This window comes from Amycolatopsis sp. PSD-21, from assembly GCF_055561455.1.
In genome coordinates, this window is the sequence record NZ_CM145712.1 from 5,204,248 (window position 1) to 5,220,166 (window position 15,919).

A 15,919-nucleotide genomic window follows, 5' to 3' on the forward strand; every position below is an offset into this window, starting at 1 on the left:
TCATTCCGAACAGCGCTCCAGCATCAGCAGGACGTTTTGGGCGAAGCGGACGATGGTGGCCGCTTCGAACAGATCCGTGGAATATTCAAAGCTGATTCTCAGCCCACCTCCGTCTTCGGCGAACACGACGTAGAGCTCTGTTCTGGCGCAACCCGCCACCGGCGAATCGTGCACCTCGGCCGCCAAACCAGGCAGGTTCAGCTCCGCCGGTGGTGTCGTGACCACGGTGAACAACACGGCGGGATACCGGTCTACGTCTTGCCCGGCGAGCGCGATCGTCTCGTCGAGCGGAAGTTCCTGGTGATCGAGCGAGGCGAACAACTTCTCCGCCACCGCCGCCATGACGTCGGGCAGTTCCGCGGCTTCTCCCAGCGGGACCCGCAGGGGTACGGCCTCCCCGATCATGCCGACCGTCCGCTCGTGTTCCCGGCGGGTCCGACGAGCGCTGGAAACGGCGAGCACGAGGTCCTGCTGACCACAGGTCTCCCGTGCCCACAGCAAGAACACGCTCGCGAGGACAACGGAGCGGGTCGTGCCGGCCGCCGCGGCCACCCGGTCGAGGCGGTAAAGCCGTTCAGGGGCGAGGTGGACCTGATACAGATCACCCTTCCCGGTGAGCCGGGCCGGTGGTTTCCGGTCGTACGGAAGCCGCCAGCGCAGGTCGGCACCCGCGAGTTCGCTCCGCCAATAGCGCACGTCGGCCGCGTGCTCGTGCCCCGTCTGCCACCGCGCGTAGTCCGAGTGTTGTCCCTCGGGTTCGGGCAGCCGCGTGGACGTCGCGCCGACCTCGGCGGCATACAGCTCGGAAAGCTCGTGCCACAGGATGTTCATGGACCAGCCATCACAGACCAGGTGGTGCAGGACGAGCACCAGTACCCAGCGATCGGCGGCGATCCGGCCGAGCCGGGCACGCAGCAGCGGTGCCTCGGTGAGCACGAACGGCTCCGCGACGACTGTGCCGCACCAATCGCCGACCGCGTCGTCGGTACCCAGATGCTCCACCGGCAGATCGAGCGTGAACGGGGCCAGCACCTCGATCCGCGGCCTGTCACCGGACGACGCGACACGACCGCGCAAGGCGTCGTGCCTGGCCACCAGCCGGTCGAGAGCGCGGTGCAGCGCCTGCGGGTCCAGCTCACCCCGCAGGTCCACGCGATATCCGACGTTGTACACCTGGGGTCGAGGGTTCTCCGCTTGACGTCTCCAGAGTCTGCGTTGCAATGACGTCAATGGCACGGTCCGGATGACGGCGGGTTCGGGCGGGCCGCCCAGCCGCGCGGCCATCGCGCGGATCGTCGGCGCACGGAAGAACTCCGTGACCGAGACCGGTACCCCGAACTCCTCGGTGATCCGGCCCGCCAATCTGACCACCGCGAGCGAATGCCCACCCACGGCGAAGAAGGACCGGTCGACCGCCACCTCGGTCAGGCCGAGTTCGGCGCACCAGAGCTCGTGCAGGCGACGCTCGGCGTCCGTGGACGGCAGAGCGTCATCCCCGTCCCCCGCGGCCGACGGCGGCTCGGGCAGAGCGGAGCGATCCAGCTTGCCGCTGGTGGTCGTCGGCAACCGGTCGAGCGCGACCCAGCGAGTCGGGATCAGGTACGAGGGCAGCTCTTCGGCGAGCGCTTCGGTGATGCGCGCCCACGGATCCGGTGCGGTCGAGTCGGCGAACACGACGTAACCGGCGAGTTCCGCTTCACCGCGGTGATCCCGGCGGACGACGACGGCCGCGTCCGCCACCTCACTCAACCCGGCCAGCACCCGTTGTGTCTCACCGGGTTCGACCCGGTTGCCGCGGATCTTCACCTGGTCATCGAGTCTGCCGAGGAATTCCACGGTTCCGTCGCCGCGCCACCGGCCGAGGTCGCCCGTGCGATACCACCGTTCACCGCGCCCGGTTTCGACGAAGGCCGCGGCGGTCTCCTCCGGCCTGCCGAGGTAGCCCTCGGCGAGCCCTGTCCCGCCGAGGTGGATCTCGCCGACGGCACCGAGCGGGACCGGGCGTCCGGCCTGGTCGAGCAGGAGCAGCCGGACGCCGTCGATCGGGGCCCCGATGGGTGGCCGGGATTCGCCGTCCGGATCCACCGGGTGATCCGTGGCGATGATCGACGCCTCGGTCGGACCGTATTGGTTGTGCAGCGCGCAATCAGGATGCTCGGCGAGGAAGCGGCGCAGTGCCGGGGTGAGCACGAGCGGCTCGCCGCAGCAGAGGATCAGGCGCAACGACGGCGCGGTGAGGCCGGGCTCGACCAGATGTTTCAGCGGGGTGAACGGCATCAGGATCCGCTCCACGCGGTGCCGTCGGATCACTTCGGCGACGGCGTCGCGGTCTTTGTGCCGCTCGTCGTCGAGCAGAACCAGCGTCCCGCCTGAGGCCAAGGTGGATAAGATCTCCTGCACGCTGATGTCGAAACTCGGCGACGTCCATTGCAGGGTGCGCATCGGCGGATGCTGATCACCTTGCCAGGCGATGACGTTGGCCGGACCGCGATGCGAGACGAGGACGCCCTTCGGGGTTCCGGTGGAGCCAGAGGTGTACATGCAGTACGCGGGCCAATCCGGCCGCACCTCGGGCAGCTCCGGCGCCTTCGGATCCGGCACGATCTCCTCCGCGAGCCGCACCGGGAACCCCCCCAGCGCGGGCTGTGCGACGAGGACCGCCTTCGTGGTCAGCACGAGTACCGCACCGCTGTCGCGCAGCATGAACCGGCACCGTTGCGGTGGCAACCCGGGATCCAGCGGCAGATACGCCGCGCCGCTCTTGAGCACGCCGTAAAGCGCGGCGATCAGCTGGGGACCACGAGGCAGGGAGACCGCCACGATCTGCCCGCGGGTGACGCCGAGACCGACCAGCAGACGCCCGATCGACTCGGCGAGAAGGTCCAGTTCGCGGTAGCTCAGCTCACCGTCGTCGCTGATCAGTGCCGTGGCGTCGGGCGTACCGGCGACCTGCCGCTCGACCGCGGTGTGCAGACACCCCGCCGTCCGTTCCGGCGCGCCGTGCTGCCACCGGTCGAGCAGCACCACGTCTTCCCTGGTCGGCGTCGTGAGCTCGGAAAGCCGTGCCGACGGCTTCGCGATCGCTTGGCGCAGAACCTGTTTCAGCAGATTCAGCGCCCGGGCGATGGTCGCTTCGTCGAACAGGTCCGTGCTGTACTCGACCAGGCAGCGCAACCCGTCACCGTGCGCGGTCAGGTAGAAGGCGAGGTCGAACGGGACCTCGTCGCGTGTCATGTCCAGCGCGGTGGCCGTCAGCGGCGGCGCGAAGGGCTCGTCCACCGCGTTTTCGAACTCGATCAGCACGTCGAACAGGGGATTGCGGTTCGCGGCGCGGTCGGGATTCAGCAGGCCGACGAGTTCGTCGAACGGGACGGTCCGATGCTCGTACGCCCGGGTGGTGCGGTCTCTGACGCGCTGGGTCAATTCCGTGAAGGTCGGGTCGCCGGACAGGTCGAGGCGGACCGGAACCGTATCGAGGAAGAGGCCGATCGCGTCCCTGGCGGAGTCCGGCCTGCTGCTGACGACCGTGCCGACCGCGAAGTCGTGCTGCCCGCCGTAGCGGCCGAGCACGGCGCCGATCGCGCCGAGCACCACCATGAACACGGTGCTGCCGCACGCGGCCGCGACGGCACGCAGCGGCTCGCCGAGACCCGCCGCCAGCTCATCGCTCAGGGCGGCGCCCCGCCGGGAGAGCACCGGGGGCCGCGGCCGGTCGGTGGGCAGCGCGAGTTCGGGCAGACCGGTCAGTTCGTCGTGCCAGAACGCGAGATCCTCGCCGGGATCCTCGATCTCGAATCCGGTCTCGGGCCCCGGCCCGGTCCGGATCGCGGGCAGGTCCGGCCAAGCGCGGTAGTGCGCGGCCAGATCACGCAGGAACACCGCGGTCGACGCCGAGTCGAAGACGATGTGGTGGGCCACCAGGCAGAACAGATGGCGATCCTCGGCGAGCCGGACCAGCGCGAAGGCGACCAGCGGGCCGGTGTCGAGCGCGAGCCGGGTCCGGGCGAACCTCGCTCGGATCTCGGCAAGGGCTTCGGCTTCGGTGCGCCCGGACCGGTCGATCAGCGGGCATTCGACGGTCACGGACGGCAGCACGGACTTCCGCGGAACGCCGTCCCGCTCGTGGAAGACCGTGCGTAAAGCGGGATGCGCCGAAACCACGCGCGACACCGACTCCCGCAACGCCACGTCGTCCAGCCGTCCGTCCAGCCGGATCGCTTTGGGCTCGTGGTACGCGCCGGTGCCGGGGAACATCCTTTCCAGGAACCAGATGCGCCGCTGCGCGGGGGATGGCTCGAGGTCGGCCGACTGGTGGCGACGACGCAGGCCGTCGAGCAGCGGCAGCGCGTCGAGCACCTGGTCCGGCGGGACACCGAAATCCACGAAAGCGGCGATCTCGTCGGCCCCCGCCGCCACGAGTGCGTCCACCACCGGGGCGCATCGCTCGGGACTGCCGATCAGGGCACGGGATCCGCAGTAGCGTTCGTAGGCGTCGCCGAGCACGAACTCGATGTCCTCCTCGGTCGCGCCGTCCAGGTCGATGCTGAGCCCCAGGCTGTTCCCGACCTGGCCGAGCAGGGAAAGCGACGAGCGCAGGTAGTCGCAGAACGGCCGGAACGCCTGCTGCCGCGCGCGTTCGTGGTCCTCGCCGAGGAAGGTGTGCACCAGCACCACGACCCGTCCCGCGGCCGGATCGAGGCCGTGTTCCGCGCGCGTGCGCCGATAGAGCGCGATGTTGCCGGCCAGCGCGGAAACGTCCTGGGTCATCAGATTGGTGACCACGCCGAGATCGGCCGCGGCGGCCCGGCGGTAGCTGTCCGGGTTTCCGACCACGGCGACGAACATCGGCGGGCGCCGCTGGATGGGCGCCGGGTGCAGGCGGACCGCGGCGGGCTCGCCGTCGCCCGCGACGAGGGTGATCTCCTCCCCCGCCCAGAGCCGGCGCACGGTGTCCAGTCCCTCGTACATCAGGTCGCGATGGTTGCCGAAGTTCTCCGGTGCCAGCGCGAAATCCCTGGTGTGCCAGCCACTCGCCACGCAAAGACCGACGCGGCCCGAAGACAGGTTGTCCACGACGGACCATTCTTCGGCGACCCGGACGGGATGGTGCAGCGGAAGCACGACCGACCCGGCGTGCAGCCGGATCCGCTCGGTACGGGCGGCCAGCGCGGCGGCCAGCACCGACGGATTCGGGAACAGCGCGCCGAAGGAGTCGAAATGCCGCTCCGGTAACCAAAGCGCGTGGAAATCGTGCTCGTCGGCGAAGCGCGCGGCGGCCATGATCAGCCGGTACTTGTCCTGCTGATCCCGATCGGGGTAGTCGCCGAAGAAATAGAGGCTGAACGCACAGCTTGCCCCGGGAGCCGCCGGTTCTGGGGGCGACACGACGGGCATCGCCGCCGGACGGACCGGATGCTCGACCGGCTTCGGCGCGGTCGCCACGGTATCCGGGGTCCCGCGGGCCACGTCGAGCTGCCGGTGCATCAGCTCGGTCATCTGGCGCATCATGGTCTCGGCGAGCTTCAGCTGCCGGTCCATCAAACCGTGAAGAGACACGTCTTCGGCCGGCGGGCCGGGCTCTGGCTCGCTTTCACCGGAGGCGGGAGGCGTTCCGCCGCTTCGCTCGATCAACTCGGCCACTTTCGCCGGAGTACCGGCTTCGGAGAGCAGCTCCCGGATGCCGATCCGCACACCGAAGGCCCGCTCCAGTTCGCGGGCCAGCCCCATCAGGGCGAGCGAATCGGCGCCACCCGCCACGAACGACATGTCTTCGGCCAGGTCGTCGGCGCCGAGCCGGTCGGCGGCGAGCCGCCGGACCTCGGCGAGGACCGCCCCCGAGCTCACCTGTCCGGCGCCGGACGGGGCGGGAGCCGACGGCCGCGCGAAGCGGACCCGCCGGTAGGGGTACCCGGGCAACGGGACGCGGCGGCCGGTGGGCGCCAGCTCCGCCCAATCCAGGTCCGCGCCGCGCCGGTACAGCGCGGCGGCCGCGCGCAGCACCGCGGCGCACTCATCGTCGGGCGGGGAGCCCACGGACGGCTGCCAGTACCGGTGCGGGAGGGCGGCGCGCCCCATCGAACCGAGCACCTCCTTCGGACCGATCTCCAGGTAGCCCCCGCACTCCAGGCGTTCGAGCGCTCGCAGCGACTCGTCGAAACGGGCCGTCTCACGGATCTGTCTTCGCAGGTAGCGCGCGTCGACCGAGGCACCGGCCGGGATCATCCCGCCCAGGTTGCTCGCGAACGGCATCCGCACCGGGCCGAACCGCACCGCTTCGGCCGCGCGTTCGAATTCGTCGAGAACGGGTTCGAGCAGCGCCGAATGGAAGGCCCGGTCCACCGGAAGCCTTCGCCAGGAGAGGTTTTCCCGGTCGAACAGGGTCTCCGCGGCCGCGATCGCCGCCGACGGCCCGGACAGCACGCAGGACTGGTCGCCGTTGACCACCGCGACCTCGGTCCCCGTCGCGACGGCGAGCCGTCTGCCCCGCTCCGGCGAGACGCGGACCGCGATCATGCCGCCCGGCTCGGTTCCCTGCATCAGCCTGCCGCGCAAGCAGGTCAGCCGCAGCCCGTCGGCCACGTCGATCCCGCCGGCCACGGCGAGCGCCGCGTACTCCCCCAAACTGTGCCCGACCACGAAATCCGGCTGGACTCCCCACGACCGCCAAAGTCGCGCCAGCGCGACCTGATGGCAGAACAACGCGGGCTGTCCCTCCACAGTGGACAGTGCGGCGGTCGGATCCGGCGTGCCGAGCAGGGACTCGGACACACCGGTGATCCCGGCCTCCTCGGCAAGGCCCAGCAACTCGTCCAGCGCTTCGCGGAAGACGGGGAACGCGTCACGAAGCCGCGCGGCCATCCCCCGATACGCGGAGCCCTGTCCGGAGAAGGCGAACGCGAGCGTGCCGAAGTGGTGCGGGACAACGGATTCCTCGCCGATCGTGCCGAGCGCGGCGGCCAGTCCGGCGGTGTCACTCCCGACCACGGCGAGCCGGTGCGACAGATGCGGCCTGCCGAGCGCCATACTCGCCGCCACGTCCTGCGCCCGCAGATCGGGGTGCGCGCGCAGGTGATCCCGGAGTGCGCCGGTGAGCGCGGACAGTCCCTCGGCGTCGGCGGCCGACACGGGCAGCAGCACCGGTCCCCGCGCCGCCGGTGCCGGCGTGGGCACCGGGGCCTCTTGCAGGATCACGTGGACGTTCGTGCCACCGACGCCCAGCGCGCTGACCCCGGCCCGCCGCGGTCCGTCGGTGATCCACGGCGTGTGTTCCGTCGCCAGCACGAACGGGCTGCCCGTCAGCCGGAGTTCCGGGTTGGGCCGGTTCAGGTTGAGTGTCGGCACGAGTTCTCCGTGCTTCAGCATCAGCACCGTCTTGACCAGGCCGGCGAGACCGGCGCAGGTGTCCAGATGGCCGATGCCGGGCTTGACGGAGCCCAGCGCGCAGAACCCGGTGTGACCGTCCTCCGCGTAGGCCTGGCTGAGCGCCTCGAACTCGACCGGGTCGCCCAGCGCGGTACCGGTGCCGTGTGCCTCGACGTAGGTGATGGACGACGCCGCCACCCGGGCGCGCGCCAGTGCCAGCCGGATGACCTCGGCCTGCCCGGACACGCTCGGCGTCGCGAACCCCGCCGTGCGGCCCGCGTCGTTGTTCACCGCCGAACCCAGGATCACCGCGTGCACGGTGTCGCGGTCGGCGATCGCCCGGTCGAGCCGTTTCAGCAGGACCGCGATCACCCCGTTGCCGCCGACCGTGCCGTCCGCCCCGGCGTCGAACGCCCGGCACGCGCCGGTCGGCGAAAGGATACCGCCGGGGTACGGCCGGTAGCCCGAATCCTGCGGGAGATGGACGGCCGCGGCCCCGGCCAAGGCCAGGTCGGTGTCCCCGGTGAGCAGCGCCTGCCCGGCCAGGTGCACCGCGACCAATCCTGTCGAACACGCCGTCTGCACCCCGACCGCGGGTCCTGAAAGCCCTAGCCGGTGCGCCACTCGCCCGGCCAGGAAATCAGGCTCCGATCCCATCGCCGCCTGCATCGCGGCCAGTTCGTCCGTGACGGGGGGACGCGTGTCCTGACTGACGCGCCGTTGGTGGCCGTAAAGCTGCATACCCGTTCCGGCGAACACACCGATCCTGGTGCCCGCCTCCGCCGCCGCGTAGCCGCCGAGTTCGAGCGCCTCGTGACAGCACTCCAGGAACAGGCGGTGCGCGGGCTCGGTCAGGGCCGCCTCGTGGGAGCTCATCCCGAAAAAGTCCGCGTCGAACGAGTCGACGTCGTCGAGCGCGCCGGCGACCGGGACCACCCCCGGTTCCCCGCCGCCGAAGGTCCGCACCCGGCTCACGCCGTCGCGGAGGTCTGCCCAGAATCCGTCGAGGTCCGTCGCACCGGGCACCCGCACCGCGACACCGATGATCGCGATCCGCTCCTCGTGCGCTGGGGCGGCCACCGCTCGGGCCTCCGTCACCCGGCCAGGTCCCGACAGGTGATCGGCGAGCAGGGCGGGGGTCGGGTACTCGAACACCGCGGTCGGCCGCACCTCCCGGCCGAGCAGCGTGGTCAGGGTCGTGGTCAGCTTGACCACGGTCACCGAGGTCATCCCCGCCTCGTAGAACGGCGTGCGCGGATCGACGTCCTGGCCGAGCACCTCCCGGACCGCCGCGAGGACCGTGGCGCGGACGTCGACGGTCCGCCCGAGTTCGCCGTCGAGCAGCCGTCGCCGCAGTTCGGCGCGCTGGACCTTGCCCCCACCGGTCCGCGGGAACTCATCGGGTGCGACCGGCACCACTTTCGCCACGGTCAGCCGCAATCGGCCGAACACCGCCTCCCGCACCGCCTTCGCCACCGCGTCGAATCCGGCCGCGCGCGCCGCGATCAGGATGACCAGGTCCTCGGTACCGGACTCGGCGTTGGGCAGGCCGACCGCGGCCACCTCGCCTGCCTGGGCGCCGCTCGCCGCGCACACGACTTCCTCGATCTCGTGGCAGAAATGGTTCTGTCCATTGAGGATGATCAGATCCTTGGCCCGGCCGGTGAGGACCACCTGCCCGTTCGCCAGGAACGCGAGATCACCGGTGTCCAGCCAGCCCGGTGCGGGGAACGCGGCGCGGTTCGCCTCTTCGGCGTGCAGGTATCCGGGGGTGACCCGGGCGGAGCGCACCTGCAGCCTGCCGATCTCACGTTCGCGCAGCAGTTCGCCCCGGTCGTCCACCACCCGCACGCTCGCCCCGGGCGCGGGGGAACCGACCGCCACGAACGTGCTGCACTCGTGTTCTTCCGCGGAATCGGGGGCTTGGCACAGTTCGCCGTCGAGGCTCGACTTCAGCACCCGGTGCACGCTGTCCGGCGTACCGAGAGTGCCGAAGGTGATCGCGGTGACCGTCTCCGTCATCCCCCACACCGGCCGGATCCGGCTCTCCTCGATGCCGAACCGGGCTGTCCGCTCGAGGAAGCGCGACATCACCGGCAGCTGGATCTGCTCGCCGCCGCAGAGCAGGGTGCGGACCGAGGACAGATCCCGGTCGCGGGTGTCCCCGGCCAACTCGGCGGCCACCTGCGCGAACCCGAACGTCGGCGACCAGCTGTGCGTGACGCGGTACTCGGCGAGCAGATCCAGCCAGCGGCTCGGCCTGCCCAGTACCAGTTCGGTCGGCACGTGCACGTTCGTCACGCCGGCGTAGACCTCGAGCACGTGGTAGAGGAGCAAGGCGCCGCTGTGGTCCACCGGCAGCCAGTTCAACGTGGTGTCGTCCGGCCGCAGGCCGAGCGCCTTCCGGGACCCCGCCGCGAACTCCATCAGGCCGCGATGCGTCAGCGGGATCGCCTTGGCGGCGCCGGTACTGCCGGAGGACAGCATCACCAGCGCCGGATCATCCGGCGCCGGTGTGTGAAGGCCGAGTTCGGGCAGTGCGCTCATCGGCTCCGTCGACGCCCGCGCGATCCGCAAACCGGACAAGCCCGGCTCCGCGTCGCCGACGAGTACGACGGGATCACGCAGCAGCTCGGCCACGTGCTTCAGCCTCCGCCGCGACGCATCGTCCTCGGCCGCGCCCGCCATCGGCACCGGCAGCGCACCACCGAGGACACAGCCCCAGAAGGACGGGAAGAACTCGGCGAGCGGCAGACCGGACAGGACCACCGGATCTCCGCGGCCGACTCCGAGATCCCGCAGCCGGGCCCGCACCGCGCTCGCCCTGGCCAGGAGTTCCGGGTAGGGACAGCGATCCGGCTTGCCTGCCGCGTCCAGCGTCACCACCGCTCGACCGGGGGCGTCGGCCGCGGCGTTCCGCAGCGCCTTGGCGAGATCCACTCGCTCGCTCGTCCCCAGTTCGAGCGGTTCCCCGTGAACCAGCGCTTCCCCCATTACGATCCTTTCTTCGCTGCTTTCGCGACGCCTGGCGACACGCCGGCGGCCCCCGGCCGGCGGCTCCGAAGGCGCAGCAGGACGATCCCGACCACGAGGACCGGGAGGGCGTGGTACGCCGCGACGACGACCGGCGGTGACGCGACCTCGAGCAGCAGGCCGCAGGTGGCCATCCCGGCGGCGAACCCGGCCGTCTCCGCGGTGGCCGACAGGCCGAACAGCCGCGCGCGTTCCGCTTCCGGCGCCGCCTGCAACCTGCTCAGATACGCGACCTCGGTGAGTCCGTCGGCAAGGCCCGCGACGAACAGGACCACCACCAGCACCGGGATCGGCAAGCCGGTGAACGCGACCACGAACGCCACCGACATCAGCACGGTCCCGGCCGCGAACGCGCGATCGCCGAGCCACGCCATCCTGCCGTGGTCCGTCCGGCGGCAGATCCACTGCACCGCGATGGCGCCGACGGCCCAAGCCGTCCAGAACCAGCTCATGAAGGCGTACGGCGCACCCGGCCACTCCGCGCCCGCGTGTACCGGCAAGGCCACGTTGTGCGAGGCCGAACCGAAGGCGTCGGAGCCTCGGATGAGTACCAGCCCGAGGACGGCCGACGACAGTCCTGCCGTCACCCGCGTCCGGGGCCCACCGTTCGGCACGGCCGTTCTCTCGCCGCCGGAACCGTTGGTGTTCAAGGGAAGCAACCACAACACCGACGCGGACACCAGGAACGACGCGGCGTTGATCAGGAACGCGGCCTCGAATCCGCCCGCCATGACCACGACGGGCGCCGACGCGTAGCCCAGCACCGTCCCCAGTGAGCGCCCCGCGACCAGTCGCCCGTTCATCCGTACCCGGCGGTCCTGCCCCACCATCGCGGGCACACTCGTTCGGAGCGACACCGAGAACGCCGTGTTGCCCGCCCCCAGTACGGCGGCGGCCACGAGCAGCCCGCCCAGCCCCACCGCCTGTCCGGCGACGCCGAGCACGATCATCGCCATCGCCTGCGCGAGATCCGCGACGACCATCAGCCGCCGTCGCTCGAACCGCGCGGCGAGCCGCCCCGCCGGCACCCCGAACAGGAATCCCGAACCGACGCGCACCGCCATCACCGCGCCGAGACCGAGCGGTCCGCCGGTCACTTCCAGGGTGAACAAGGCCAGCGCGATCAGGTTGAGAAAGGTGCCGAACGACGACACCGAATACGCCACGAGAAACACCCACAGCGCCGCATCGCCGGTACCGGTTTTCCGGCCGTGACGAACGAGCATCGAATCCCCTGATCGTTTTCCGGTGCCGTCCTGCCGCGAGTGACGGCCAGGTCGGTATGCGAATCGGTGCGGCTGACGCCGATGAACGCTCGGGGACCGAAGGGAACTTTTTTCTCAATTCACGCGACGAAGGACGCCGTTCAGCCCGCATCGCCGCCGCACGAATTAATTGCCAAAAGAAGACAGGACCGCCCTCTGGACGGCCACTGAAAGCCAGTTATTTTACTCCATGTACAATAAAGAAAGAACGTTTCCCCACAGAGACGCACCAAGGCACGCCGACCGTTTACTTCCCCAGTTTCTACATCTCGGCGAGAATAACGGCCCGGATTCACCTCGTCAACAGCGGACTCCGCGCCCAAACCGTCCGAATTCGATCGAACACACCGAGTGGAACCAAAAGCGACACGGCAAAGAGAATTACTCCATCGGAATCCGTGGTTATGCCGTTTGCCGCGTCCGGTGCCCGCCGAACGGGCGCTCATTCGTCGAGTGGCGACCGATCGGCCACGCAAGTACGCCCGGCGGAGCTCAGCGGTAGGTGAACTTCGGCGGCCGCCGCGCCAGGAACGCGGCCACCCCCTCCGCGTAGTCCTCACCGTGCAGGGCACCGAGCCGGATCTCGTCGACCTCGGCATCGGATTCCTGTTGTCCCGCCACGATCTTCTCGATGATCCGGTTCATCCCGCGCACCGACGCCTGCGAACGCGAAGCCAGCGTCTCGACGAACTTCGTGGTCGAAGCCTCCAGCTCATCGGCCGGGAAGACGTCGTTCAGCAACCCGATCTCCCGCGCCCGGCGGGCGTCGACGAGTTCACCCGAGAGCAGGAAGTACTTCGCGTGCGCCGGGCCGACCAGCGAGACCAGTCGCCGTGTCGAGTCGAAGTGGTAGACGATCCCGAGCTTCGCCGGCGTGATGCCGAAACGCGAGCCCTCCGCGGCGAAGCGGAAGTCGCAGGCGACCGAGATCTGGCATCCGCCGCCGATGCAGTTCCCCTGGATCATCGCGACCGTCGGCTTCCGCGACGCCGTCAGCGCCGCCACGGCCCCGTCGACGGCCTTGTCGTAGGTCTCGGCCGCGTCGGCGGTCGAGCGCAGGTCCCGGAACTCGCTGATATCGGCGCCCGCCGAGAAATGCGCGCCCGCACCGGTCAGCACGAGGACCTTGATCGCCGGATCCGCCTCCACCCGCGCCACCACGTCCGGGATCGCCGACCACATCCCGTAGGTGATCGCGTTCATCTTCTCCGGCCTGGTGAACGTCAGCCGCGCGACCTCGCCGTCGCGAGTGAACTCGAACCCGTCAGTCATGTTCCGAACCTAACCGGATGTCGCGGGCGATCACGAAGCCGAAGTGACCCGATACACGTCGTAAACGCCTTCGACGCCCCGGACCACCTTCAGCACGTGCCCGAGGTGCTTCGGGTCGCCCATCTCGAACGAGAACCGGCTGACCGCGACCCGGTCGCGTGACGTCGTGACCGACGCGGACAGGATGTTGACCTTCTCGTCCGCGAGCACCTTCGTGACGTCCGAGAGCAGGCGGTGCCGGTCCAGCGCCTCGACCTGGATCGCGACGAGGAACACCGAAGACGCCGACGGCGCCCATTCCACCTCGACGAGCCGCTCGGGCTGGGCCCGCAGGTCGTCGGCGTTGGTGCAGTCGGTCCGGTGCACGCTGACGCCGCCGCCGCGGGTGACGAAACCGAGGATCTCGTCGCCGGGCACCGGCGTGCAGCAGCGGGCGAGCTTGGCCCAGATGTCGCTGGCGCCCTTCACCACGACGCCGACGTCGTTCGAGCCGCGGCGGCGGGTGACCGTGGACGGGGTCGCGCGCTCGGCGAGCTCCTCCTCCGCCTCGTCGACCCCGCCGATGAGCGCGACCAGCCGCTGCACGACGTGCTTCGCGCTGGTGTGGCCCTCGCCGACGGCCGCGTACAGCGAACTGATGTCCGGATGCCGGAGCTCGGTGGCGACCGCGCCCATCGACTCGGCGGAGACCAGCCGCTGGATCGGGAGGCCGACCTTGCGGACCTCCTTGGTGATGGCCTCCTTGCCGCCTTCGATCGCCTCGTCGCGGCGTTCCTTGGCGAACCACTGCCGGATCTTCGCGCGCGCCTTGGGCGAACCGGCGAACTGCAGCCAGTCGCGGCTCGGCCCCGCCGTCTCGGCCTTCGAGGTGAAGATCTCGATGACCTCGCCGTTCTCCAGCTTGCGCTCGAGCGCGACGAGCCTGCCGTTGACGCGGGCCCCGATGCAGCGATGACCGACCTCGGTGTGCACGGCGTAGGCGAAGTCGACCGGCGTCGAATCGACCGGCAGCGTGATCACGTCACCCTTGGGCGTGAACACGAAGATCTCGCGCGAGGCGAGCTCGTAGCGCAGCGACTCGAGGAAGTCCCCCGGGTCCGCCGCTTCACGCTGCCAGTCGAGGAGCTGGCGCATCCACGCCATCTCGTCGACGTCCATGGCGTTCCCGTTGTGGGTGCCCTTGGTCTCCTTGTACCGCCAGTGCGCGGCGATGCCGTACTCGGCGGTGCGGTGCATCTCGTAGGTGCGGATCTGGACTTCCAGCGGTTTGCCGTCCGGCCCGATCACCGTGGTGTGCAACGACTGGTACACACCGAACCGCGGCTGCGCGATGTAGTCCTTGAACCGGCCGGGAACCGGCTGCCACAGCGCGTGGACGACGCCCATCGCGGCGTAGCAGTCACGGACGTCCTCGACCAGGATCCGCACGCCCACCAGGTCGTGGATGTCGTCGAGGTCGCGGCCGCGGACGATCATCTTCTGGTGGATCGAGTAGTAGTGCTTCGGCCTGCCCTCGACCTTGGCGGTGATCCGCGAGCATTCGAGGTTGCTGGTCAGCTCGGTGATCACCGAGCGCAGGTAGGTGTCGCGCGAAGGCGCGCGATCGGCGACGAGGCGGACGATCTCGTCGTACTTCTTCGGCTGCAGGATGGCGAAGGCCAGGTCCTCCAGCTCCCATTTGACCGTCGCCATGCCGAGCCGGTGCGCCAGCGGGGCGAGGACCTCCAGGGTCTCGCGCGCCTTGCGGGCCTGCTTCTCCGGCGGCAGGAAGCGCATCGTGCGCATGTTGTGCAGCCGGTCGGCCAGCTTGATGACCAGCACGCGCGGGTCGCGTGCCATCGCGATGACCATCTTGCGGATGGTCTCGGCCTCGGCGGCCGTGCCGAGCTTGACCTTGTCCAGTTTGGTGACGCCGTCGACGAGCTCGCCGACCTTCTCGCCGAAATCGGCCTTCAGGCTCTCCAGCGAGTAACCGGTGTCTTCGACGGTGTCGTGCAGCAGCGCCGCGACCAGCGTCGTGGTGTCCATGCCGAGTTCGGCGAGGATGGTCGCGACCGCGAGCGGATGCGTGATGTACGGGTCGCCGGACTTGCGCCGCTGCTCGCGGTGCAGCTCTTCGGCGACGTCGTAGGCGCGCTGGAGCTGCGCGAGATCGGCGTTGGGATGCAGCTCGCGGTGGATGACGGCGAGCGGCTCGAGAACCTGCTTGACCGGCGCGGCGCGCTGCGCGGTGATCCGGCGGGCGAGGCGGGCGCGCACGCGGCGCGTCGCGGACGGCGTCGGCGCTGCCCCCTGTCGCGCCGCACCGTTCTGCTCGGTGCCGTCCTTCGAGGACACCGCGGCATCGAGCTCTTGGCTCACCCGCACCTCCTGCGCTTCGTGCGGCCTTCGGACATCAAGGGTAACCGCTCCCCCTCGCGGCTCACTTGGTACGCCCGGTCAACACACCCGGAGGGCCTCCACACGGCGCCCTTCAAGCACGGAACGACCACCGAGCGCGCCGAGTTCCATGACCACAGAAACCCCGGTGACCTGCGCCTTCGCGTCTTCCAGCAATTTGCAGGTGGCCGCGACAGTGCCACCGGTGGCGAGCACGTCGTCGAGGACCGCGACACGCTGGCCGGGCTCGACGACGCCTTCGGGGAGTTCGACGGTCGCGGTGCCGTACTCCAGCGTGTACCCGACCCTGCCCGCGACCCGGGGCAGCTTGCCGGGCTTGCGGATCAACGCGACACCGAGCCCACGGGCGTAGCCGACGGCGGCGGCCAGCAGGAATCCGCGTGCTTCCACCCCGGCCAGCAGATCGGCGTCGGGATCGACGGTGGCGGCCAGCGCGTCGGTGACGGCCTTGAAGCCCGCCGCGTCGGCGAACAGCGGGCTCAGGTCCCGGAACAGCACGCCGGGTTCCGGGAAGTCCGGCACGTCGGCGATGAGGTCGAGTGCCTTGTCCAGCTCCATGTGCTTCCTGCTCTCCTGAACACCAGGAA

5 protein-coding genes are annotated in these 15,919 nt (G+C 70.0%); all 5 read right to left on the minus strand.

The genetic code is table 11. From position 1 onward, the window contains the following. Positions 1-10,356, minus strand: coding sequence for an amino acid adenylation domain-containing protein (locus ACZ1DY_RS24560; protein WP_465480975.1), 10,356 nt, complete (start codon positions 10,354-10,356; stop codon positions 1-3). Next, positions 10,356-11,621: an MFS transporter gene (locus ACZ1DY_RS24565; RefSeq protein ID WP_465480976.1), complete on the minus strand. Its 1,266-nt coding sequence runs from the start codon at positions 11,619-11,621 to the stop codon at positions 10,356-10,358. The genes ACZ1DY_RS24560 and ACZ1DY_RS24565 overlap by 1 nt, the downstream gene beginning before the upstream one ends. 531 nt (positions 11,622-12,152) lie before the next feature. After that, positions 12,153-12,932, minus strand: coding sequence for an enoyl-CoA hydratase/isomerase family protein (locus tag ACZ1DY_RS24570; RefSeq protein ID WP_465480977.1), 780 nt, complete (start codon positions 12,930-12,932; stop codon positions 12,153-12,155). Between the two features lie 30 nt (positions 12,933-12,962). Beyond that, entirely contained in the window at positions 12,963-15,293 is a 2,331-nt protein-coding gene (locus tag ACZ1DY_RS24575; RefSeq protein WP_465480978.1) for a RelA/SpoT family protein, read from the minus strand. 78 nt (positions 15,294-15,371) lie between these two features. After that, positions 15,372-15,890 (minus strand): adenine phosphoribosyltransferase, encoded by a 519-nt coding sequence (locus ACZ1DY_RS24580; protein ID WP_465480979.1) that lies wholly within the window; start codon positions 15,888-15,890, stop codon positions 15,372-15,374. Positions 15,891-15,919: the final 29 nt, after the last annotated feature.

Excerpts from the sequence above, each read along its gene's own strand:
- ACZ1DY_RS24560 (WP_465480975.1), bottom strand. The coding sequence starts at position 10,356 with ATGGGGGAAGCGCTGGTTCACGGGGAACCGCTCGAACTGGGGACGAGC.
- ACZ1DY_RS24565 (WP_465480976.1), bottom strand. The coding sequence starts at position 11,621 with ATGCTCGTTCGTCACGGCCGGAAAACCGGTACCGGCGATGCGGCGCTG.
- ACZ1DY_RS24570 (WP_465480977.1), bottom strand. The coding sequence starts at position 12,932 with ATGACTGACGGGTTCGAGTTCACTCGCGACGGCGAGGTCGCGCGGCTG.
- ACZ1DY_RS24580 (WP_465480979.1), bottom strand. The coding sequence starts at position 15,890 with ATGGAGCTGGACAAGGCACTCGACCTCATCGCCGACGTGCCGGACTTC.